13 protein-coding genes and 2 pseudogenes are annotated in these 22,197 nt (G+C 67.2%); 3 read left to right on the top strand and 12 right to left on the bottom strand.

Going from position 1 to position 22,197, the window contains the following annotated elements; genetic code table 11:
- Positions 1 to 276 precede the first annotated feature (276 nt).
- Both QFZ76_RS51525 and QFZ76_RS51520 read right to left on the bottom strand, forming a co-directional pair.
- Positions 277 to 465: pseudogene (locus tag QFZ76_RS51525) on the bottom strand (XRE family transcriptional regulator); the annotation flags it as partial.
- A 39-nt stretch (positions 466 to 504) separates the two neighbouring features.
- On the bottom strand, positions 505 to 2,574 hold the full coding sequence (locus QFZ76_RS51520) for a Shedu anti-phage system protein SduA domain-containing protein (protein WP_307680665.1): 2,070 nt from the start codon (positions 2,572 to 2,574) through the stop codon (positions 505 to 507).
- Positions 2,575 to 2,905: 331 nt separating this feature from the next.
- Between QFZ76_RS51520 and QFZ76_RS51515 the strand changes: the two genes are divergently transcribed.
- Positions 2,906 to 4,129 carry a hypothetical protein gene (locus QFZ76_RS51515; protein ID WP_307680664.1) on the top strand — a complete coding sequence of 408 codons (1,224 nt, stop codon included), beginning with the start codon at positions 2,906 to 2,908 and terminating at the stop codon, positions 4,127 to 4,129.
- Positions 4,130 to 4,399: 270 nt separating this feature from the next.
- Here QFZ76_RS51515 and QFZ76_RS51510 read toward each other — a convergent pair whose 3' ends face one another.
- A complete protein-coding gene (locus tag QFZ76_RS51510; RefSeq protein ID WP_307680663.1) occupies positions 4,400 to 7,774 on the bottom strand; it encodes a hypothetical protein in 3,375 nt (1,124 codons plus the stop codon).
- 621 nt (positions 7,775 to 8,395) lie between these two features.
- On the opposite strand from QFZ76_RS51510, the gene QFZ76_RS51505 reads away from it, so the two are divergent.
- Positions 8,396 to 8,791: a hypothetical protein gene (locus QFZ76_RS51505; RefSeq protein WP_307671956.1), complete on the top strand. Its 396-nt coding sequence runs from the start codon at positions 8,396 to 8,398 to the stop codon at positions 8,789 to 8,791.
- A 7-nt stretch (positions 8,792 to 8,798) separates the two neighbouring features.
- Here the strand turns inward: QFZ76_RS51505 and QFZ76_RS51500 are convergent, their stop codons facing one another.
- Genes QFZ76_RS51500 through QFZ76_RS51490 form a run of 3 tightly spaced genes read right to left on the bottom strand, consistent with a single transcriptional unit; the run spans position 8,799 to position 11,825 of the window.
- Positions 8,799 to 10,436 carry an integrase gene (locus QFZ76_RS51500; RefSeq protein WP_307671955.1) on the bottom strand — a complete coding sequence of 546 codons (1,638 nt, stop codon included), beginning with the start codon at positions 10,434 to 10,436 and terminating at the stop codon, positions 8,799 to 8,801.
- 13 nt (positions 10,437 to 10,449) lie between these two features.
- Positions 10,450 to 10,764 carry a helix-turn-helix transcriptional regulator gene (locus QFZ76_RS51495; RefSeq protein WP_307671954.1) on the bottom strand — a complete coding sequence of 105 codons (315 nt, stop codon included), beginning with the start codon at positions 10,762 to 10,764 and terminating at the stop codon, positions 10,450 to 10,452.
- Complete coding sequence (locus tag QFZ76_RS51490; RefSeq protein WP_307671953.1) at positions 10,761 to 11,825, bottom strand: tyrosine-type recombinase/integrase; 1,065 nt, start codon at positions 11,823 to 11,825, stop codon at positions 10,761 to 10,763. Before QFZ76_RS51490 ends, QFZ76_RS51495 begins: the two co-directional genes overlap by 4 nt.
- A 145-nt stretch (positions 11,826 to 11,970) precedes the next feature.
- Here QFZ76_RS51490 and QFZ76_RS51485 point away from each other — a divergent pair.
- A pseudogene (locus QFZ76_RS51485) lies at positions 11,971 to 12,120 on the top strand (ATP-binding protein); the annotation flags it as partial.
- On the opposite strand, the gene QFZ76_RS51480 reads toward QFZ76_RS51485, so the two are convergent.
- From QFZ76_RS51480 to QFZ76_RS51455, 6 genes are all read right to left on the bottom strand, one after another.
- Positions 12,121 to 13,410, bottom strand: coding sequence for an MFS transporter (locus QFZ76_RS51480; protein WP_307680662.1), 1,290 nt, complete (start codon positions 13,408 to 13,410; stop codon positions 12,121 to 12,123).
- Positions 13,411 to 13,570: 160 nt separating this feature from the next.
- Positions 13,571 to 13,813 carry a hypothetical protein gene (locus QFZ76_RS51475; protein ID WP_307680661.1) on the bottom strand — a complete coding sequence of 81 codons (243 nt, stop codon included), beginning with the start codon at positions 13,811 to 13,813 and terminating at the stop codon, positions 13,571 to 13,573.
- Between the two features lie 176 nt (positions 13,814 to 13,989).
- Positions 13,990 to 18,693, bottom strand: coding sequence for a helicase-related protein (locus QFZ76_RS51470; RefSeq protein WP_307680660.1), 4,704 nt, complete (start codon positions 18,691 to 18,693; stop codon positions 13,990 to 13,992).
- Complete coding sequence (locus QFZ76_RS51465; RefSeq protein WP_307680659.1) at positions 18,690 to 19,787, bottom strand: hypothetical protein; 1,098 nt, start codon at positions 19,785 to 19,787, stop codon at positions 18,690 to 18,692. The genes QFZ76_RS51470 and QFZ76_RS51465 overlap by 4 nt, the downstream gene beginning before the upstream one ends.
- A complete protein-coding gene (locus tag QFZ76_RS51460; RefSeq protein WP_307680658.1) occupies positions 19,784 to 21,349 on the bottom strand; it encodes a hypothetical protein in 1,566 nt (521 codons plus the stop codon). Before QFZ76_RS51460 ends, QFZ76_RS51465 begins: the two co-directional genes overlap by 4 nt.
- Positions 21,346 to 21,894, bottom strand: coding sequence for a hypothetical protein (locus QFZ76_RS51455; protein WP_307680657.1), 549 nt, complete (start codon positions 21,892 to 21,894; stop codon positions 21,346 to 21,348). The genes QFZ76_RS51460 and QFZ76_RS51455 overlap by 4 nt, the downstream gene beginning before the upstream one ends.
- Positions 21,895 to 22,197 lie beyond the last annotated feature (303 nt).

Genomic DNA, 22,197 nt, shown 5'->3' with positions numbered 1-22,197 from the left:
TGCTGATCCGATGACCGCGATTTTTCTGGATCAAGAGCCTCTACAAGCCAACGGCCCCAGGCGGTCAAGACGTGAGAAGGGAGGCGGAGCATGGACATGCCCGCGCCGGGTGCTGGGCGTGCTGCCGGCGCTGAGTCTCGCGTTCGGCGGCTTCCTGCGCCGCTCGGCGCCGCGCCTCTTCGACGCGGCGGGCGAAGGGCAACATCCCGGCGGGTGTTGCCAATCTTTGGTGACCGAAGGCGTGCCGTCCATTCACCAGCGATCCTTGGCTGCGGCCTACAGGTCGAACTCCAGGTGCTCGATGTCGGTGAAGCGGACCTCTTCCAGTCTGCCGGCGCGGCGGCCGCTGTCCTGGAAGTAGACCTCCTTGAGTCCTTCGGCGGCGATCTCCTGCAGGCGCTGGTCGCTGGCGCCGGACTGCTGGGCGTCGAAGAGGCGGGCGGCGTACTGCGGCGGCAGCGCGACGGGTCATGCCGGATGGCCACCCTGACCGGCGGTGGAATCTTAGCGATCTTCGACGATGAAGCACGCCCGCTGGTAGAGCTCGTCGAACGTGATGACCTCGACGTCCTGAATCGATGTCCGGTACAGCTCGAAGGAGTTGATCTTCTCCGGGTTCACGGCGCCGTTATCGGTGAACTCGCGCAGGCTCCCGATCACCACGACCTGCCGGGGCCGAGTGGTGGACAGTTCAACGTCGGTCGGGGTGCCGTCGTCGTCGTAGATGCGGGTGAGGAACTCGCGGGAGATGAGCTGCTGGGCCTTGCTGACGGTCTTCTGCACCTGCGCCACGCCGCCGCCGAGTTCTTTCGATGCCTGGTAGACGCCTGCACGGTATGGGGTCTTGGCGAGCAGCTCCGTGTCGTGGGTCTTGATTTCACAGAAGAGCATGCTGCTGATCAGGCCTTTGGAACGCATGATGGCGTCGATGCGCTTCCCGGCTCCGCCGAAGATGTTGGCGCCGGTGGTGATGCGTTCCAGTTTGCCGTCGTCGATGGATTCGCAGGCGATGAGGTTGAGTCCGTAGCCGAAGATCCACTGGTTCGTCTCGAAAAAGGCCTGCCAGACGGCCTCCGCCCCGCGCGTCGTTGCCAGGCTCTCTTCCTGCTGGAAGTAGTCCGGATCGTTCAGCAGCCGCTCGAACCTCTGGAGCTGTTCCTTGCGGTTGCCGATCAGGCGGATGTCCTCCTCTGTGAGCCCGCTCCCGATGGCTGTCCTGACCGCACCGAGCACTGTCGTCCGGTCCTGGCCGGTCAGCAGCTGGGCCAGTTGGGTTTCGTCGCCGGCCACGAGCTGGGGGGAGTCGCCGGGTGTGCTCAGGCCGGTGCAGCCCTGGAGGAAGTTGATGACTTTCCAGAAGTTCTCGTGGACGTCCCCGGTGTCGACGAGTGCTTTGACGGCCCGGGTGGTCCCGGCTTCAGGCACTGTCTGTGTGGCGGAGACGTCCCCGGCCTTCTTCTTGTCCTTCTTCCAGAGCTTGATCCTCGGGGTGAAGGTGTCGCCCTTCTTGATGATGGTGACGCTGCACAAGGTCGCTACCTGAGGCCGGTCGTCGAGGACGAAGTCGGTGATCATCCGGCGTGCGCGGGTGTCATAGAGATAGTGGAACCCGCTGCTGTCCTGTGAACCGCGGATCTCTAGGTCGGTGAAGTCCCTGCTGGTGACATCGAACTCTGTGCTGGAGAAGGGGAGTCGCAAGCCGCGGACGATGGGCGTGGCGGGCGTAGCGGCGTGGGTCCGCCAGTCCGGTGGGGTGTTGGGCAGCGGTCGGGTATCGCCTTCGACCACGAGGTCCTGGACGTCGATGCGCCCGAGCTGGGTGAGCACAGACTGCAGTGCTCGCCAGATCACCTCCCTCGCTCCCGGGGTGCAGGTGGGCAGAAGTTCGCGCTCCAGTGTCAGGACCGCCTCGTAGGTGTCGGCCGTCCAACCGTCACCCGGCATGGGGTGGAAGAAGCCGCCGTCGCGGCGGAGAGTCAGGACGGCTGTGCGCAGCAGGTCGCGTGCGGTCTCCTCGCCGGCGCAGTCCAGGAGGCTGTAGGTCTGCCCGAGGACCAGGTCGAGCTTGCCCGTGTCGTCGTCGTTCAGCGGCAGCGGGACCAGCGGGCCCGTGGGCGGAAGCCGGACCGGTGTGTAGATAGGGCGGCCGGAGAGGAAATCGTAGGAACGCAGGCCCCATCCGTCCGGTGCCAGCAGCCGGTTCAGCTCCTCGACCTGTTTCATCGTCGCCTCGACTTCGACCGCGACCTCGGGATGGACGGTTCGTGCCAGGAAGGCGAGCAGCACCTCGTCTGGTCCGTCGGAGAGCTCCAACCGAGGGTCCTCGAAGATCCAGTCGTCGTCCAGGTCGTAGTTGTTAAGCCGGTGCTGCTGGATGTCGGCGCGGACAGTCGGGAACCGACTGTTCTCGGGGGGAGGTTGGTCCAGGTCGTAGAGGTGCTCCAGGAACGTGACTTCGTCCAGTTTCCCCCACCAGGGGCTCGATATCTCGCGCAGGTAGTTGAAGATGTCGTGCCGCGTCACCGTTGTAATCGATGGCTGCGCGTGTGCCGGGGTGAGGTCGCTGGACGTCATGTGTCCAGGATGGAGGGCAGGGCGGTCAGGTGCCGGTCGATCGGGGCTTTCCATCTCCAGGACGAGACGTCAGGCACCACTTCCCGTGGCGCGCGGGGCCCTGGCCGGCCAGTCGGCCGACGGCTGTCTCGCCGTATGGGCGGTTGGACAGGCAGCATTCCCTGGCTTCGGTGTCGATGTGGCGAGCCGTCTACTGGATGGGCTGGTGCTGTGATGCTGCTTGCAGGGTGAGCGTCCCTCAGTGTGCCCTGTTTCCGCAGTTCAGTCGCGATTGTCGGACCCTCCCCGTAGCGTTGTAGGTCCCTGCACGTGGCGGATACGGGGAGCGCCGATGGACGACGACCTTCCGATCGACAGCGACGAGGACCTCTTCCGTAACCCCGTCTACTACGAACCGGCCGGCCGCAACCTCGACCTGGACCGCCCCGACCTCGGCGTCCCGCATGGCCAAGACCTCCTGAACGTGCTCCTACGCATGCGAGGACGTGTCCCCGTCGAAGAGCGCGGCCTCATCTGCCCCGACTGCCGAGACCTCCGCAGCCGGCGCGTCCCCATGTACCTCGTCCAGCGTGACGGCGTATGGCTTGCCTCCCACTACCGGAAACCAGGGGAGAAGCCCATCAGCCACGAGTCCGACGAGCACCTCGCCCGCAAAGAACGCGTCGCGAAGGACTCCGAAGATCACGGCTTCCACGCCGACATCGAGTCGCAGACCCCAGACGGGCACGCGCGCCTCGATGTACGCATAAGCGGCGCCAACGGCATAGTCCTGGGCTACGAGCCTCAACTGAGCGCCCAGACAGCCCGCGGAATGCGGACACGGGAGAGGTTCAGGCGCCGCGGCGGTATCCAATCGGTCTGGGACTTCGCCGACCCCGACCACGCTGGCATCGGCACCGTCCCCTACGTCCGCACGCCCAACCTGCCGGCCTCCGTCATCCGCGTGCAGAAGAACCCCATTGCGGTCCAGGACGGCAACTTCGTCCTGGAGGAGGGTCAGTGCAGTCAGAACGGCGCACTCACCCGGTGCCCGGAGAAGCCCTACGACCCGGAGAACCCCACTGACACCGGGTACTGCGGGGGCTGGCACCGCGTCCTCGTACCTGCCCATCAGTCGAGCACCTTCACCGGAGAAGGCAGCCTGACCCTCACCCGTTTCATCGTGGAAGCTGCGGCCGGCGAGCGGATCCCTTTCCAGCGCGGCGGCCACCACGGCTGGCTCCCCGCACAGCAGTGGCAGCAGTACATGGAGGCGAACGGGCCCGCCCCGGACACCAAAGAGCGCCAGCCATCCGTACGCCAAGGGGACCGGCGCGACAGGTGCACCGAGGACCGTCCGGCCTCGGAGGTCCGGGCTGAGCCGAAGCAGAAACGGGGCAGCCGCTCGATCGTCCTCGAGTCCCGCCCTCCGGAAACCGAGGCTGTCAGGATTGCGCTCGACGCCTCAGGTCAACCGATCCCGCTCTGCCGCTTCGGCTGCGGTCAGCCCGCGAGCCTCCAAGGACCCGAAGGGCTACCAGAGCACTACTCGTGCCGCAGGAAGCATGAGACGTGATTGATCGGCCACTGCACCCCTTCGCCAAATCGCCCTCACCGACGTAGCCGGGCTGCAGGACGCGAGGATCTCGTCGTAGACGGTCACCGCGTAGGCGGAGCCCGGGATGGTCAGGAGCAGCACGGCGGCACCGGCCGCAGCGTTCAACGCCCGACGAAATCGCATCAGTTGAGGGTCACCGGCGGCGAGGCGGCCGTCTGCGGCGGAAGACGAGCGCGACCCGGCCGCCGCCCTCGGCGGCCGCCATCCGGCGCCGGAGCTCGTGCTGGTTCATTCCAGGTCGTCCCACGTCCACGAAGGGGCGGCCAGCCCGTTGGGCTCACGTCCGAATCGAAACTCCTGCCGGTTTCCTCCGAGGTCAATGAACAAGTCGAATTGCCCTGCGGCTGGAAGCCGTTCAGTCAGGACTGTGCACTGCTCGTGCGCTCCAGCTCCCTGCAGTGCGTTCAGCAGCTTGGTCACGGCCTGTGGGTGGCCAAGGGCGACCTGCGCGCCGGGATTGCGGTCCAAGAACGCAGCGACTTGCTCATGCATCCCGCCCTCCCGGAGCCAGTCCAGCAGCCGGGCCACGGCGTGCGGGTGCTCAAGGACGACCTGCGCGGCGGGGTTCCAGTCCAGGAGTGCAGCGACCTGCTCCTGCAATCCAGCCTCCCGCAACCGGTCGAGGATGTTGCCCACCGTGTAGGTGGCACCGAAGAAGAGACACGAGGCGGCTCTCTCGGGCAGAGCCGTGGCATGCTCCTGCAATCCAGCCTCCCGCAACCGGTCGAGGATGTTGCCCACCGTGTAGGTGGCACCGAAGAAGAGACACGAGGCGGCTCTCTCGGGCAGAGCCGTGGCATGCTCCTGTGCCCCAGCCTGCCGCAACCCTTCGAGTAGCCGGACCACAGCGCGCACGTCGTCAACAACCTCGTCAGCGGCAGCCCCTTCGATCAGGGCTGCGACCTGTGCCTGGGCCCCGAACTCCCGCAGTTCCTCCAGTAGTAATGCGACGGCATACAGGTCCGTAAGGACGACGTGTGCGGCGGGGTCGCGGTCCAGCAGTGCAGCGATCTGCTCCCATGTCTGGCCCTGCTGTAGTTCGTTCAGAATCTCAGCCACGGCGTACGACTCGTTGAGGGCGTCGCGCGCGGCATCCCTCTCGGCCAGGAGCGTGGCCTGCTCCTGCGCCCCAACCTCATGCAGCTCGGCCAACAATCGGGTTACGTCACCCGGGTCATCAAGGAGGACACCCGCTGCAGCCCGCTCAGCCAAGACCGTGACCTGCTCCTGCGCCCCAACCTCCCACAACCCGTCCAGCAGCCGGGCTACGTCGCCTGGGTCATCAAGGAGGACATCCGTGGCGGCCCGCTCAGCCAAGACCGTGACCTGCTCCTGCGCCCCAACCTCATGCAACGCTTCCAGCAGCCGGCCTAAAGGGCGTGGGTTGTGGCAGAGGACGTTCGCGGCGGGATCACGAGCGAGCAACGCAGTGATCTGCTCCTTAGCTGCAACGACTTGCAGTCCCTCCAACATCTCAGCCACGGCGGCCGGATCATCGAGAACGACGTGCGCGGCGGGGCCACGAGCCAGCAAGGCCGCGATCTGCTCCCCGGCTACGACGACTTGCAGCCCCTCCAGAATTTCGGCCACAGCGGCCGGATCATCGAGAGCGACCTGAGCGGCGGCCCGCTCAGCCAAGACCCTGATCTGCTCGTGCGCCCCAGCCTCCCGCAGCTCGACCAGCAGCCGGACCACGCCTTGCGAGTCATCGAGAGCGACCTGAGCGGCGGCCCGCTCAGCCAAGACCCTGATCTGCTCGTGCGCCCCGGCTTCTCTCATCCCTTCCAGCAGCCGGGCCACGGCTCGCGAGTCATCGAGAGCGACCTGAGCGGCGGCCCGCTCAGCCAAGACCCTGATCTGCTCGTGCGCCCCAGCCTCCCGCAGCTCGACTAGCAGCCGGATGACGGCATATGGGTTGTCAAGGGCAACGTGCGCAGCGGCCCATGCCGCGGGACGGTGGTCTGCGGGGTGCAGGGTGTGGAGGTGGTAGACGAGGGTGGATGCTGCGTTGGAGTCACCCTGCGTGGTGGCGCGTTTGTGGAGTTGGGTGGCGTCGCGGTACAGGCCGCGGGCCCAGGCAGCGCGAGCGATTGTGGTCAGGTCGGCGGGGTGCGCGTGGGTGGAAGCTGCGCTCCAGAAGTCGATGGGCGGGATTTTCTCGGCACGGTGGCGGCGGCCGTGCTGGTCGAGGTAGTCGGCCAGCAGGTAGCGCGGTCCCTGCTGACTGGGAGCGCGTCGGTCGGCCAGGACGCTACTTGCGGCGGGCCGACGGCTGGTGCGCTGGTTGCGAGGGCGGCTGGTGGTGACAGCGGTCAGGATGCCGGGGATGCCGTTGCAGGGCGTGATGACGTAGGCGAGGGCCTTGCTCAGCCAGTCGCCGTCGAGCATGTGGTACTCGGTGTCGGTGAGGTAGCCGGGGGCGGCGTCGGCGAGCCAGTCCAGCGGGATGTGAAGGCCAGCGCCCAGGCGGCGGGCGTCCATCGCGGCATGAGTGAGGGCCAGAGTGGCGCCCTCGGCAGCGTGGTAGCGGTCTATCAGGTAGGGCACGCCGGCCAGGTACTGGGTGACCTGCGCATCGCATGCGTGCTGGGCGGCGTGCGTGAGGCGGGGGTCGGCATCGCCGGTGGCGTCCAATGCGGCCAGGTCGGCCGGGGTGAAGGCCTTCGGCACATCGATCTTGTGCCCGCCCAGGAGCGCGCGGGCACCGGGATGCCGGTCGCGGGTGGTCAGGGTGTCCCAGTGTTCGAGCCACAGAGTGCCCAGAATCAGTACCGGGGCCCGTGACGGATCGGTGAGCAGTTTCCGCAGGCCCGCCGCGACCTGCTCACCGAGCGGGTCCGGGGCCAGGTAGTGCTGGGCCTCGTTGAGCCACACCACCGTCTTCGGGGCAATGTCCGGCAGTGCGGCCAGGGCCGCATCAGGGGCAGTGGGGGTGAGGGGATGCCACAGCCGCCAGCCGTCCGGCAACGTGGCGACCGCCTCCCACAGGGCACGGGTCTTACCCGTGGACGATCCCCCGACTAGGACCGCGATACCGCTGTGTCCGGCCACGGCGGCATCGACCACCGTCCTCAGGCGCGCGTCGTGGTCCCGCGGGACATAGTCAGGCAAGATCCCGAACCGGTCGCGGGCACCCTCGGTGTCCAGCGCTGGGTGGATGCCCAGGCCTCTGTCCAGAACGAGCCGGACGTCGTCGCGGAGGTCGCTGATCGGGCGGCCCGCGCCTTGCGCCATCCGGGCCCGCACCCATAGCTCCCGCACCCGGCGAGCCAGATCCGGTGCATCCCACGCGGCGCGGCGGGCCAGCACGGTGGCCACGGCCACCACATCAGACTGCTGTTTGGGCCGTTCGCTGTCGGTGATGACACGACTGATGGTGTCCCGGCTCGGTGCCCCCGGCAGATCGTCATCGGCGGCGATGTCCCCGGTGATGTCATCCAGGCTCGGGGCGCCCGCCTCCAGATACACCTCGTACAGCAGGTCCTTGAGCTCGCGCAGCGCCGGCGGCCATCCCACCCGCGCCCGCGTCAGCAGCCGCGGCCGCGGCAGGCGCTTCGGATTGTCCTTCGGGTCCGGCTGGCCGCCCCCCATGTCGCCACTCATCGCACCATCGTCCCCGAACCCGCACCCCGCGACGGCCTGAACAGCGGTAAATGGCCCGCCCATTGACGACCCGTCGCAACTCGGAGACGGGCTCCACAGGGGTCTCAGGGTGGACAGCAAGCCGGCCGGCTGCCCCATCCACCCACCACACTCCCTGTGGAGGACCTCATGCCCCGCACGCGCCTCACCCGCAGCGAGCGCCTCGCCCTGGCCGGAGCAGCCCTGCGCGGTGCCGTCTCCGGCATCGTCCGCGCCATCATCGCCCGACTCCTGGACCACCTCACCTAAACCCACGCCCGACCACAACAGCGTCAGGCTAGGGCCCATGAACTACACAGCCCCGGCCTGACACTCCCATACATGTCTCACGTGCCTGACACCCCGCACCACCCTCCTGAACTGCAAGAACGTCCAACGACGCCAGATAAGCGCGGCGCTGCACGGGGACTACGCGACGTCGTAGCCAGATCCAGGTGCTGACCGAGCGGGAGGAGAAGAACAGCGTCGCCATCGCCTCGAACGAGACGTTCGGAAAAGCGCACATGTTCCGGCGAACCTGTGCCAGGCAGCGCCGAAACTTCACAGGTTCCGGTGGCGCCTCGGATACTGCATGATCGACCCGTGCTGATCGAACTGGTGAAGGTCGCGAGGTTTCCCGGAACCTCCTGGCTGGCCGATGTCCGAACCTCGTTCGGTCACACGGCAGTCCGGTGGTGCGGGGACCGGGCCGCAGAGCCTGGTGAGTACCACGTCGAGTGGACCATCGACGAGGACATCGTCTGGGGGCGGAACGCCAAGCCAGCTGCCGGTATCGGTCCTAGGCTCCGGACTGGCGGGCATTGCGTTGTGATGCGGGGCCGGTTGAGCCTCACAGAGGATGGTGCCGCCCTGCTGGACCTGGACGGCACAACTATCCTGTTGGACCTTGCCGATCAGCTGCCCGAAGGTGTTGCCGGCACCTGGGTCGAGCTCTTCATCGAGCGCGAGAAGATCGCTCTCTACCCCTACGAACTCTGACCAGAGGTCAGTCCTTGGTCGTCTCCCACTCTGACAAGCGGGTCTCGTCGACGCGATCAGACAGATAGATCATGGTGGCCTCGGGGTCCATGCCGAATGCGGCGGCGACGAGTTTGGGGTCCATGGTGTTGACCAGGTCAAGCAGTCGAGTGCAGCGGATCATTCGGGGCGGGAAGCCGCAGGCGTCGAGGACGTGACTGACATAGGCGGTGGACGCCGGGCCCCGGCCGGACTTCGTCTGGCGGGTGACCATGACGTGGGGATTGTCTGTCCGCTGGGCTTCGCGATGAGCCAGACAGCGTTCCAACACTGCCCACGACGCCGGATCCAAGGGAACCGGATGCGGACGGTCGCCGAGCCGGGTAGTCCGGGCGTGAGGGTCGAGGTCAGCGGTCTGCAGCATCTTGACCTCGCGGCTTGAGGCGCCGTGCAACAGCGCGAGCATGCCCAGCAAAGCCTCGTGCGGGTGGACAGCCGGACCAGTGGTCCAGCGACGGAACAGAACGCGCTGCTGGTCGAGTGTCAGCGTCGCTCCGGTGAAGCCGCTCGGCCCTTGGGAGGCCAGACCGCGGGAGGGATCGACGAGCACGATCTTCCGGGAACGCGCGAAACGGAAGAACTGCCCGAGCACGACCAGCCGACGTTTCCGGGCCTGGGGCGAGCCGGCGAGGAAGGCTTCGATGTCGTGGACATCGGTCAGCGCCCAGTCCTGCTTTCCACGCTCACCGGCGAGGAAGCGGGCGAGGTCACGCATGATGGCCAGTGCCGCCTCGATGGTTCCGTCGCTGCGAGGTCGTGTTCCGGCACGGCGGGCCCTCTCCCGCGAGCGCATCATGAAGTCGGCGAATGCGTCCACCGTTGGCCTCAGGGTCTCGGGGACGGCATCGATGCGGCGCTGTCGGCGGCCGGCCGCGAGCCGTTTGGCCTGATCGGTGGCCATGGCCATGCCGTGACCGGTGAAGAAGGTTTCCAGCGCGCGGGCGAGGGAGCCCATCGAGCGTCCCGAACGACGGGAGCGTTCGAGCAGAGCCTGCGGGTGGTTGAGTTGCTCGTCCAGGAGAAGTCGTCCCAGGGAGGTGATCATCGTGCATGCGCGGCTGACGCAGTACTTGGCAGCGAGGTCGGCGGTGAAGTCCCGCAGCCAGTCCGGGGGTTCGGCAAGTTCAGCGATCAGGTTCTCGGCCCGGATGAAGGGCCGGTCGGGGTGACGCTGCCAGCAGGCTGAGCACAGTCCCAGCCCGGCATGCCGTCGCACGCGGCCGCATTCGCGGCAGGGCCGGGGCGGCTGCTTGGTCTGGCGGGGACGCGAGCAGTGCCCGCACCAGCCGGTGTCCTCGCGCAGATAGCCGGGCCGACTGCACCGAGGACAGGGCGCCTTGGCGGCGTCGCGTTCCGTCTTGCGCGAGCAGTCCCGGCACAACGTCGCTGTTTTGTCTCTGACCGGATGGCCGCAGGTGGTGCATACGCGTGAGCAGGTGATGCACCGGCCGGTGTCTTCCTGGAGGACACGCTGCTGGCCGCAGCGGGGGCACGCGGCCTGGGCCGCCGCTTCCTTCTGCCGGGCGGTGCAGCGACAGCAGTACTGCCGGTCGATGATGCCGACCGGGGCTCCGCAGCCGACGCAGTCGCTCTGTTTGATGCCCACGATGCCACCCGGGTCAGAGCGGCGGCATCGAACGGCCGCGGGCTGAGACCGCCTTGGGCAGGTCAGCGGCTGGCCGCGGTGGGGCGGCAGGACGCTCGACGGGGGTGGTGTCGACCTCGAACAGGTCGTTGGGAGTGCATTCCAGTGCGGTGCACAAGGCGATCAGGGTGGACATCTTCACCTGGGAGGGCTCCTTGGTGAACAGCGCGGACACCGACGCGGAGGACATCTGCAGGCCGGCACGTTCGGCCAGGAGCCGCTGCAGTTGGGTGCCGGTCCAGACCTCGCGCTGGGCGGCGGCCATCCGCAGGCGCCATCGGATCTTCATGCGGGGCTGCCTTCCTCGGCGGTGAGTTCGCTCAGCGTGGTGGTCACCGCGCGGCGATAGGCGTCCTCGATGAACGTCGCGGACGGCCGGACGTATCGCATGGTCGAGCTGACCGTCCAGTGACCGAGGAGTTGCTGGATCGCCACGAGGTCCACACCGCGTTCGTAGTTGTGGGTCGCGCAGGCCCGCCGCAGGGCATGCGGGCTGAACCGGTCGGTGGCCGGACGTCCTTCGAGTTCCATCAGATAGCGCAGGCGGTTGCGGATCGTCCCGCGGTGCAGGCTGCCGCCGGACTCGTCCGCGAACAGCACCGGCGAGTTGGGGAACTTGCCCCGCACGTCGTCGAGGAACCAGTGCAGGACGAGGTCGAGGCCGTCCAGCATGGGCACCCAGCGCGGCCTGGGGCCGGAAGTGCGGGCGCCTTTGCCAAAACGTACGTGGAGTTTTCCGAACGGGCCCCGCGAGAAGTGGACGTCGGGACGCTCCAGCAGGGAGGCTTCTTCCGAGCGCAGGCCGGCGTGATACAGGGTCCGGAACATTGCATAGTCCCGGGCCGCGGGCCCGTACTTGCGGGCAGTGGCGATCCGGGCCTTGAGGAAATCGAAGAACTCCGCCACCCGTTCCGGGGTCGGCGGCGGCAATTGAGCCGGGGAGTCGTCCCCGACATGCCGTGAGGCGTTGAACTCGTCCACCGGGCAGACCAGACGGACGCCGAACCCCGCTTCAATCTCAACGGCCTTGCGGACCTGCAGGAACCGATGGAAACCCTTGAAGATCTGCACATACTCGCGCCGGGTCGAAGCCGCCCGCCCCGCGAGGGCCAAGTCACCGACGACGCGATCGATGTCCTCCGGAGTGACGTCCCACGCGGGTCGGCCCAGCGCGTTCAGCGTCCGTTCCAGCAGGCCAATGTCATTCTCGACTGTCACCGGGCTGAACCCGCGGGCCCTCCACGAGGCAACGAACGCCTCGACACACTCGGCCTGGAACTCCCACGGATCGGCAGTCACCGGCTCCAGCAGGACGGCACCACCCTCGATCACCCGCAACTGGGATGTCACCGGCACACCTTCCTCGCACCTGACCGATCAAGGCAGCGCCTGGAGAATCCGAGCACCACCGTGAAGACCAACGAGGACCGCAGGAGATGGATACGGGCCGGTGGCAGCGGCGATCCTCGAAAAGGAACATGTGCCAGCCCCAGATGGGTGGACGAAGACCTTCACCGATCCGCGGCTCTGCGCGGCCATCGTCGACCGCCTGACCTTCGGAGGGAACATCATCGAGACCGGCAGCGACTCCTACCGCCTCGCCAGCACCAGGGCCGCCCAGGCCCAAAATGCCACCACGAGCTGATCAGTCCTTGCTCTCTCCAGCAGCGGCTTCTGCGCCGTGCCGTGTCAGGTCAGCTGCCGAGGGATCGAGTTCGTCGGCAGTACGGGCCCTCCGGGTGGGAGAAAACGTCAGCACAAGTGCCTGGATGACTGCTCCGGACAGTCCGATCCACAGGGCGAAGCGATAGCTGACCTGGTCGGCGAGTACTCCGCCAAGTGGTGCCCCCACCGCTACCATTCCCCAGTTCATCGAGCGGATCGTCGCGTTCATCCGCCCGCGCAGCCGGTCGGGTGTCACCGCCTGGCGGTAGCTCATCTCCACCGGACTTTCGACGCCGATGGCCAGGGACACGAGGAAGAAGCCGAGCGATACGGAGGCGAGCGCCCACGGTCCGCGCTCGGCCAGGACCAGAGGCAGCCAGCCGACGGCGGCGAGCAGGCGGAAGGCGATCAGAGTGGCGCCCACGTCCAGTCTTCTGGCCACGCGACCGGAGAGCGCACCGCCGAGTATCACGCCGACACTCGCGCAGGCGTAGGTGACCCCCAGACCGAATTCCCCGATCTTGAGGCTCTGCAGGGCGAAGACCACGAAGACCGTGCTCACCATGCTGTTGAAGAGGAGCATCGCGTGCGAGGTCAGGGCGATGGACGCCAGCGTGCGATGCCGGTAGACCCATGCCACGCCCTCGCGCAGCTCGCTGCCCAGGCTGCGCCGTGCGCCTCGATCAGGGACGGGGTCGGGTGCCTTCACCGAGGCGAGCAGAAGGCCGGACATCAGATAGGTGAGGGCGTCCACCAGCACGGCAAGCGGCGCTCCCATAATTTTGATCAGTACCCCGGCGATCAGAGGGCCGGTCGAGCCGGCCACCGCGTCGGCCTGTTGCACGCGCGCGTATCCCGCGTTGAGCAGCTCTTTTGGTACCAGCTGTGGCACATACGACTGATTCGCCGCCTCGAACAGCAAAGACAGCACCCCGAATACGAAGACGAACAGGCACAGCGCGGGGATACTGAGCCGATCCAGCGCATACAGCACCGGTATCGCACCGAGCAGGACTGCCCTGCCGAGGTCCGTGGCGACCATCATCGGCTTGCGCCGCCAGCGGTCCACGACGACCCCGGCTATGAGCCCGAAGAGCAGATACGGAACCCAGCGGGCGGCATTGACGATGCCAACCTCCGTGGCGGATGCGCTCAGCGCCACGGCGGTAAGGATCTGCAACGCCAGCCCCGTGACCTGCGAACCGAACGCAGACACAGCCGAGGCGGTCAAAAAACGTACGTACCCAGGGACTTCCACCAGGCGCGGCATGATCGGACCGTATCAGCGAAGATCACCGCCGGACGACGGCGGAACAAGTCACCCAACGACGGCAGACATGCGCCAGCGTTGTCGGCTCTCATCGATATTTCCGAGCGATCTGATCGTTAAGTGCTGCCCAAAACCAGCGATAAACGTTGCCCAGTCTCGCTTACAAAACCAGCATCAGTACATGGCCGTCTCCGACATCCAGGCCAGCCGACCACGGCGACAACTCGTCCGTCGCATCCTCGGCCTCGGGAAACTCGGCGACCAATGCCGCATAGAACCCGGGCACCGCCGCAGCCGGCCTGACCGCCGCAGACTCGCCCGCGCACAGACGCCGGTACGTCTCCGACGCGGCGGCACGCGAGGGGCGGACCTCCTCGAACCACACCCCAAGATCAAAGCTCACGACGTCTCCCTGCAAAGAGCCCCAGCTTCAGATGAGCGGCGATCCTATGTGACCACCCTGCAACCGGCTCTCCACTCCCCGCTCCCGACCCTCCTCAGACCATTCAAGATCCAACAACCTGAGGCGAGAATCCGCGCTGCTGGAAATTCGCAGATCCTCATCACTGAAGACAGCGATCAAGCGCCTTGGGACCTTTCCAGAATGCAGATTTGCTCGTCCTCGCGCCAGCTGCCGACCGACGGCAGCTCAAGGTGGTCGCGCATGATGGCTAGAGCCTTATTAACCCTATCGGCGTCACCGGTGAGGACGACGCGGAACCATGGAGGTCGGCTCTCCGACTCGACCCGTTCGCTGGTGACCCAGACGCCAAGGCCACTCTGCTTCACCGCGGCCATTGCGGCCTTCCACTCTTCTCCTCTTCGTCTGAAGGGCTCCGACACCCATTGCGATGGATAGGCCGCGCGCAGGCTTGCCTCTACCCGGGTGACGGTGTCGTCGCTGTCCGCCGCGACGACGGCGACACAGACCGCCTTGCCGTTGATCCGGACACGACGTGTGGCCAGCGCGGCGTGGGGGGCGAACCGTCGTATCAGCTCAGCCTGGTTCTCCGTAAGCGGGGCAAAGTCGGGTACCGCGATGTGTCGGACGATTCCGGCGAATACGCGTTGAATGGACTCGCAGGCGCGTTGGCCGGCGCTTTCGTCGTTGGCATAGATGCGCGCCTGCGGCTCGTCCCCATCGCGGACTTGAATATGGACCCTGTCCGGAAGGAACTGGGTGAGCGGTCGCGAGTCGCGCTTTCCGTTGTCGTTCCAAAGCTCTTCCGCCTCTCGGGGGAGCGGGACCGTCCGGTCGAACAACCAGCAACTCAGATACACAGAGCGACTCTCCGTCCGGACAGTCGTAACCCGAGCGTGCAGGACCTCGCCCACTTCGACACCAGGTGCGTTGTTGCCCCTCAAATGCCCCTTGATGCCAGTCCCGGCTACCTCGACGAGGAAGTCCCGGTCCGCCTGGCCGACTCGTCCCGTGACGGTGCCTGTGACGATCTGTCCCTCGCGTATGGTCAGGAAAGGATCCGCCGCAGGATCGCGGAGTTCCACGCGGATGTCCCCGCTGGTTGGGTCGGCGGATGTGATGTACGCCGGTACGACGGTGCCGACTTCGTACCCCGGCTGCGAGCCGTCCCAGCTAAGTTGCCCGGCCGCTACCCGCTTTGTGCCGCCCGACGGCAGTTTCACGGTCACGCCCCGCTCGTCGCTTGCCGTGACTAGGGCCTCCGTCTGTCCTTCCTCCGCCATTCGTTTGATGGCGTCCTCGTCGATCACCTCGACCCGCGGGCTGAGGATGCGCAGCGCGGCGTACGCGGTGGAACTGCGTAGTCGCGCGGCGTCCGCTGGGTCCGGCAGGGCACTGCAGAATTCGATGATCTTGCGCCAGTCCCCGACTGTCGGCGGCCCTGTGAGCACGAGTCGGTCGCCCCGCCGTTCCCAGGGCCCGGGCGGAAACTGCGTCCAGTTGATGTCGATGTCCTTGACATCGGCCCATGCGGTGGGATGTCGCGCCCAGGACAGGCGGGCTCGGATCGTGCGCCCGACGACCAATGCGTCGGGCAAGTCGGGGAGTCTGCCGGAGTCGACCCAGAACACGAGCGGGGGCGGTGTAGAAGGTTCCGGCTGGCTGGAGTCCTCGGTGGCGATCTGTACCCACAGTTTGCCCTCTTGGGCGTCGACCAGGTCGGCGTCAGCTCCGACGGGACGTCGTGGTGCGCCGCCGAGCAGGGCCAGGTGCGTCAGGGCGCTGATGGTGGCCGCGGTCTGTCCGAGGTGCGGTATGAGCCGCTCGTGGTCGTAGCCTTCCGCGGTCAGCTCCAGGACTGTGTTGGGCTGCAGTTGGCGGGTCTGTGTGAACCGCAGCCCGGTGCCCAGGCGTCCACCGTCGAGGACCAGGCGCTGGCCGGTGACGGTGTCGCGGACCAGCAGCAGCGGCCGGCTATCGCGGGGGAAGGTCCGCGTTTCCTCGACCGTGACCGGGAAGTCGGTGCCGACGGGGTGGGCCGCCTCCAGGGCTTCGAGTTCGGCCTCGGTCCGGTCGGGCACGACGACCAGGATGTCGTCGCGTACCTGTGCCACGCGCACGTCGATTGTTCCTTCGCCGTCGTACCAGTCGGCCAGCTCGGCCGCAGGAAGCTCGGGGACGTCGGGCTGGGGTTCGGGTGGCGCAGGCGGCTGGAAGTTGACATCTTCGGGGAATGCGCTGAGGTCGGCTTCGTCGGATTCGCTCCCCGCGGCAACGGGGATCTCGTCGCTATCTGGCGGGAGTTCCTCGTCATCGGAGCCGAGTGTGACTGTCTCGTCGGGCAGCGGCGCAAGGGACTCCAGTAGCCAGACAGCACCCCCGTGGAGCCGGGCTAGGTAGCGGTCGCCGGGCAGGTGGACAGGCTCCGGGTGCCGTTCCCCCAGCAGCACGTCCACGAGAATGCCGAGGAGGGAACCGGTCGGTTTGAGCAGCGCTGGGTCGACGGCCGCACAGATCGAGCCCTGTTGCACGGTTTCGGGGTCGCTGAGCGGGCTGGTCCACCGGGTGCCGCGGGAGCGGTCGAGCATCACGAGGTGGCCGGGCGGCTGGAGGTAGGCGTGGGATCGCGGATCGATGGTGGGGCGGGCGCCGTCGTGCATGGCCTGGATCAGCTCCGGGTCGCTGCGCGGCGTCTCGACCGGGTCGAGGGTGAGCTTGCCCTCGTCGTCTCGCGCCGTGGCGTACACCGCGTTCGGATTGGACCAGGCGATGACGGCACGCAGCCGCGGCAACAGGACCAGGTCGATGGGCCTGACCTGCTCGGTCTTGGTCTTCGACTGCATTCCGGTGAGCATTGTTGTCCGTTGAGCGAGCAGGTCGGTGAGGAAGTCGTGGTCGACGTAGTGCCGTTCGCACCATGCGTGCCGTTCCTGGGGCGGCTGATTTTCCCAGTAGGAGACCACCCGGCAGACCACTTCGACGTCGTCGGCGCAGCCGTCGAGGAGGACATGGTGGATGTCGTCGACGTGGATCTTCGCGGGGGCCGGCCATCTGGTTTCCCAGCGCAGTAGCGAGCGGCCCCTGAGGTTAGGGGCTTTCAGTGCGAGGACTGTTGCTGCTTCTACCAGGCAGCCGGCCGTATCGGCGTTGATGAGGATCGTGCTGTCGGAGAACTCGCCGCGCGCGGAGTTGATCTCGCGGCCGAAGGTCGTGGGGTCACCGGTGTCGGTTATCGCGCCCAGCTTGAGCAGGTCGGCTCGGGCGCGCGCAAGTTCGACGGGCACAGGGCCAGGGGGCAGCCAGCGGAGCGACTGTGGGTCGGAGACACCAGCGGTGGCGGCGTTGAGGATGACAGCGGTCAGCGGCGACCGGCTGATTTCTGGTTCGGTTGCGTAGTCGAGGTCGTTGAACTGCTCGTGGGTGAACAGGCAGTGCCACACGCCGGGCGCGTTGCGTCCGGCTCGGCCGCGGCGCTGCAGCAGCCCGGCCTGCGAGTGTGGTGCGGGACGCATCTCGGCGCTGGCGGTGACTGGGTCCCAGGAGGTGAGGTTGTTGAGTCCTGAGTCGACGACGTGCCGGACGCCGTCGATGGTCAGGGACGTCTCGGCGAGGTTCGTGGCGACGACTACGCGCCAGGTCACTCTCTGTGGGCGCGATTTGGGGTCCAGCGGACGCCGTCGTTCCCGGTTTGGCAGTTCGGAGTGCAGCGGAAGGATCTCGATTTTCGGTAGCAGGGGCGCCATTTCGTCGTCCTCTGCCAGAAGCCGCTGCATCTCCTCGATGGCGTTGTTGATTGGGCGTTTGCCTGGCAGGAAGCACAGCACGTCGCCCTGGTAGGCCGGGACTGAGTCGGGGATGTCGGCCGGGCGGTGGCCGTGCGCCATCCACCGCAGGACCTCTACGGCGCGGGACGCGACTTCGTCGGGCATCCGGCGGGGCCAGGTGCGGAGCGGGATTGGCTCCTCGGTCCGCCACCGCTCGTGGACGGGGTGCTGTGTCTTGCTCGGCATCGGGCAGCGCAGGACGTCGATGTCCGGTGCGAAGAAGTCGGTGAAGGTCTGCGGGTCCAGGGTTGCTGACACTATGAGCAGCCGCAGGTGCGGAAGGTTGCGCATCTCGCGGCGCAGGAGGGCGAGGATGAGGTCGATATTGAGGCTGCGCTCGTGGGCTTCGTCGATGACCACCGTCGAGATGGTGTGCATTTCTCCCCGCCGGATCATGTTCACCAGCGTGCCGTCAGTGAGATAGACCAGCTTGTTCGCCGCATCGGTCTTGTCGGTCGCCTTGCTGTTGCGGTAGCCGATGTCCAGGCCGGGGCCGGCCCGCGAGCCGTGCAGTCGGTTCGCAACGTACTCGGGGATCCCGGTGGAGGCGTCGATTCTGGGCTGCGTGACCACGATCTGGCCGTGGCGTGTGAGGTGGTCGCGCGGGAACGGCTCGGGCGGGACCAGCAGCCGCCAAGGCAGGAAGGTCGACTTTCCTGATCCGGTGCCGGCCTCCACGATGGCGACCTGATGGGTGCGCAGGCCTTCCAGCAGGGTGCACACGTGCTCGTCCTTGATGCCGAACTGGTCCTCGCCGACCGGCTCTGGCTCGGTTGTCTGCGCGGTGTGGGGCCGCTCGGGGTGGGAGATACGGCCCAGGCGCCCGGCTTTGAGACCGGTGACCGGGACCGGGCGGCCGGGCTCCAGGTCGAGGTAGGCCGCGCCAAGGCGGGAGGTGTCACGCCGGTGCTGGCCCCGGCAGGCCCCGCAGCGTTCAGGGGGAGAGTGACCTCGCTCCAGCGCGGACGTGCGGGCTGCGTCGGAGTAAGGGACGGGATTTCCGCAGTCCTTGCAGGTGACGGTCCAGACGGTGCTCACAGTTCCTCCAGCCAAGTCACGCCGTGGACGTATCCCGTGGGGCGGGCGTAGCGGGGGATCACGGCCAGCGGGTGGGTCTGTACGTACGCGGCGACCGCCCGGTAGAAGCCGATGACGGCTGGCTCGAATCCGGTGTGGACGACTTCCAGCACATCGATGCCGCAGTCGATCAGCTCAGGGAGTCGGGCCAGGGTGTCGCGGTAGCAGAACTCCTCGGTCTCCGCGAGCGTCCGATCGGCTACTGACACCCGCCGGTTGCGGAACCAGTAGCCGCTGACGCACGCGTCGAGTTCCATGTGGCGCACGCTCATGAGGCCCAGATGCAGGGTCTGTGTCCCGCTGCCAGGAGGCCGGAGCGGCAGTCCCAGTGGGAACGGGGCACTTTCGCTGCCGTCGACCTGCACCAGACGTACCGAACCGGATGGGGTGGAGGGGCCCTGGAGGTCTCGCAGCACTTCGGTAATGACGTCGTGCGATGCTGCCATGCCGATGGGGACGGCCCGTCCGTGGCGCAGTCCGTCGATGATCTGGCGGCACAGGGCGTCGGCCTGCTGATGGCGCCGCTTGTCGTCGGCGTACATGGGCGGCAGCTCTTCATGACGTCGCGCGATGGCGTCAGCGACGTCGGGCTGCAGGTGCCTGTGAGGCGTTACGCGTCCGCTTTCCGGCGCCGTGAGCATTACCTCCGTAGGGTCGGACGCCATCGGCTGGATCGAGATGACCAGGCCGTCGCCCCGTCCGGCCGCGTCCCGCACGAATCCTGCGACGGCAGCTCCGGAGCTCAGGCGAGGCTGCCAGGCCCGCAGCTGGTCAGGCAGTTCCTCGGGCGTGTAGACGGTCCATGGCGCGTCAAGGATGCCAGCGAGGGCGTCGGCGTCCACCGCGAGGCAGCGCAGGGGCCGCTTGCGGGCGATGCGCTCGACGGCCGCCGAGGCCAGACGGTACCGGCGCAGGTCGTCGTTGCTCGCGGTCTCTGCATCGACGCGACGGCGCATGGCGAGCAGGACCTCGACGGCGTCACGGAAGCCATCCACGTCGGGCGCGGGATCGCCCGGCCACGGCCCCTCGGCGACCGCGTGCAGCACGGCGATCATGTCCGCGCCGTCCGTGCTCTCAGGACCGCCGCGTCGCAGGTGCTGTCGAGCGTGGTGGTGTAGTCCGGCGAAGCCAGCACCGTCAGGCCGACCGCTCCTGCCGCGTCCAGAGCCTCGGTGACGGCGAGGTCTGTGGAGCTGTTGGCGTCCGCGGGAACGACGATCAGACGGCCTGCGGGAAGCCGCTCCGCCAGTGCTGGCAGCTGCGTCGGCAAGAGGTCATTCTCGACCGCGAGCACGTGCACGGTGACGCTCCGGGCAACTGGCTCCGCGCCAGCCAGTACGGCCCAGCCGAGGCGGGCCCCGTAGCCTTCCGGCACGGTGAGCGACACCCCGGACAAGCAGGCGTCAGCGCCAGCGATCGGGTCCAGGAAGACGGCCTCGACAGGCATTGCGGTGTCGTCGTCGTCACTGGCCGAACGCTGGTCAGCCCGCTCAATCCGCCGCTTCATCGCGGCGACGGTCAGTGCCGTCCGGGATACTTGCTGGTCAACCATCCAGGACAGCCGATTGGTCACGCCAATGGCGCCGGTCAGAATCCGCTCGGGATGAGGGCTCCAGCGCATCAGCGCCTCCACCGCCAGGGGCTGCCACATGCCGGACGCCACGGCGAAACACACCGCCCCGGTCGACAAACCGTCCAGCGGCAAAAGCCCACGAGTCGCGGAGGTGAGGTCGGTGGCCAGGGCGTACAGGCGCTCACCGGTGCCGGCGTCCCATCCGCCTCGCCTCGGAAGGTGGATCCCCCTGGCAGCAGCCCACCTCCGCAAGGAGCCCGGGATCTGACCGTCGCCTTGCTCACCGAAGGCGGCAGCCAGCGGGCCTCCCGCACGATAGGCGTCGGACAGCACGGCGCATAGCGCCGCCCGGACGCTCGCCCCGGGGGCGAAGGAAGTGAGGGCGGCGGTAGCGAACTCCGAGATGTCCTGCCGGTTGTGCACCCGATTGTGGCGGGTGCGCAGCACAGCCAGGACGACGTCCTCGCTGCACAGACGCGTGATCGTCCAATCGCCGGGCCGATCGAGCTGGTCCTTGGCCCGACGGCCTTCCCGCACGGCCCGCTCCTGCTTCTCCAGGTGACGCAGCACCGCGGCAATGGAGGAGAGGTCGCTATACCACTCGTAGACGAAGTCTGTCAGAGTCGGTGCCCACGGAACGAGGCCGGCATCGATGTTGTCCAGGTCGAGCAGGACGACCGGTGCGCGCTCGTCGGTAGCGATCACGCAGGCGACCTGGCGTTCCGGAAGCAGCTCGATCGGCAGCAGATCGGGGGGGAGCCGGTTCAGCAGGCGCAGCACGCGGGTGGTGCGGACGGCGTCGAGGTCCGCAGGCCCGTCCCTGGGGCTGCCGAGGAGGTACCTGCGCTTATCGCCGCTGGCAAGAGCGCCGTAGCGGCGCACCCAATCAATCCACGCCCGCGGCAGGTGTGGGAAGAGGACACCGGCGGCGCCGGGATCACCCGGGGGAAAGGAGTGCAACTTTCCACGCTCGACCGCTCTGTCGATTCCGGTCCACGGCGAGGCGTTCTGCTGCCGTTGATGCGGCTCCCGGGAGGTGGTCATTGTTCCAGGCCCATTCCGTCCTGTTCCGCCAGTGCCAGCATCGCCGTGGTGACCTCGTCCAGGCAGTCCTTCGGCCGACCAGTCGGATCACCGATCTTGCCGGTGCTCTCGACCCTCCAGCTCTGGTACTTCATGACCCTGAGGTCAATTTTATGGACGAGCACTTGATGGCCCATGCCGGGTGCTGGGTTCTCGGAGGTGATGATGACCTCTCCCAGGCGCGCAGCGATGTATTCCGAGGAACCCTGCCGGATCCCGTCTTTGGTCCTGCTCAACAGCGGCTTGGTGAGACTTGGGACCCCCTCATAGTTGAGTCTCGCGGCGTACACCGCGCCTTGGCGCTGACTGCCGAAGGTCTTCACTTCGTGAATGAAATCAACGCCGAATCGGGTGACGAGATCGACAGAGTGCTGCCGGTCCGGCCGCGACGCGTGTCTGTCTGCCGCCTGAACCACCTGGTGCCCGTCGGTCTCCAAGGCAATGCGCAGTGCGATCTCTCCGACGTCGCCAATGAAGTGCCGGGCCTGGTCATTGCTCGCGGTCACCGCGGCCTCGTGGAGCTCTGTACTTAGGACGTCCACGATGACGCTCGGGCTCAACACGCCGCGGCCAACCAGCACCAACGCTTCAGCCAGCTTCTGATCTCCGCGATTTTGACATCCCATAATCCGAGCCAACCCATTTGGGCGAATCGCTCACATTTCCACGATACCGACCCCGGAGACCCTCCGCAGAGGCAGCCCGCCCAGCGGGCGCCCGTGATCTTGGCGCCCTGGGCCGGTAACCCGGCGGCAAGAAGAGATGCCCTGAGATCGGCGCGAGGGCAAATGCCCCGGAGGAGCGGCGAG

The organism is Streptomyces sp. V4I2 (genome assembly GCF_030817655.1).
Taxonomy (GTDB): domain Bacteria; phylum Actinomycetota; class Actinomycetes; order Streptomycetales; family Streptomycetaceae; genus Streptomyces; species Streptomyces plumbiresistens.
This window is presented reverse-complemented; position numbering and strand designations above follow the sequence as displayed.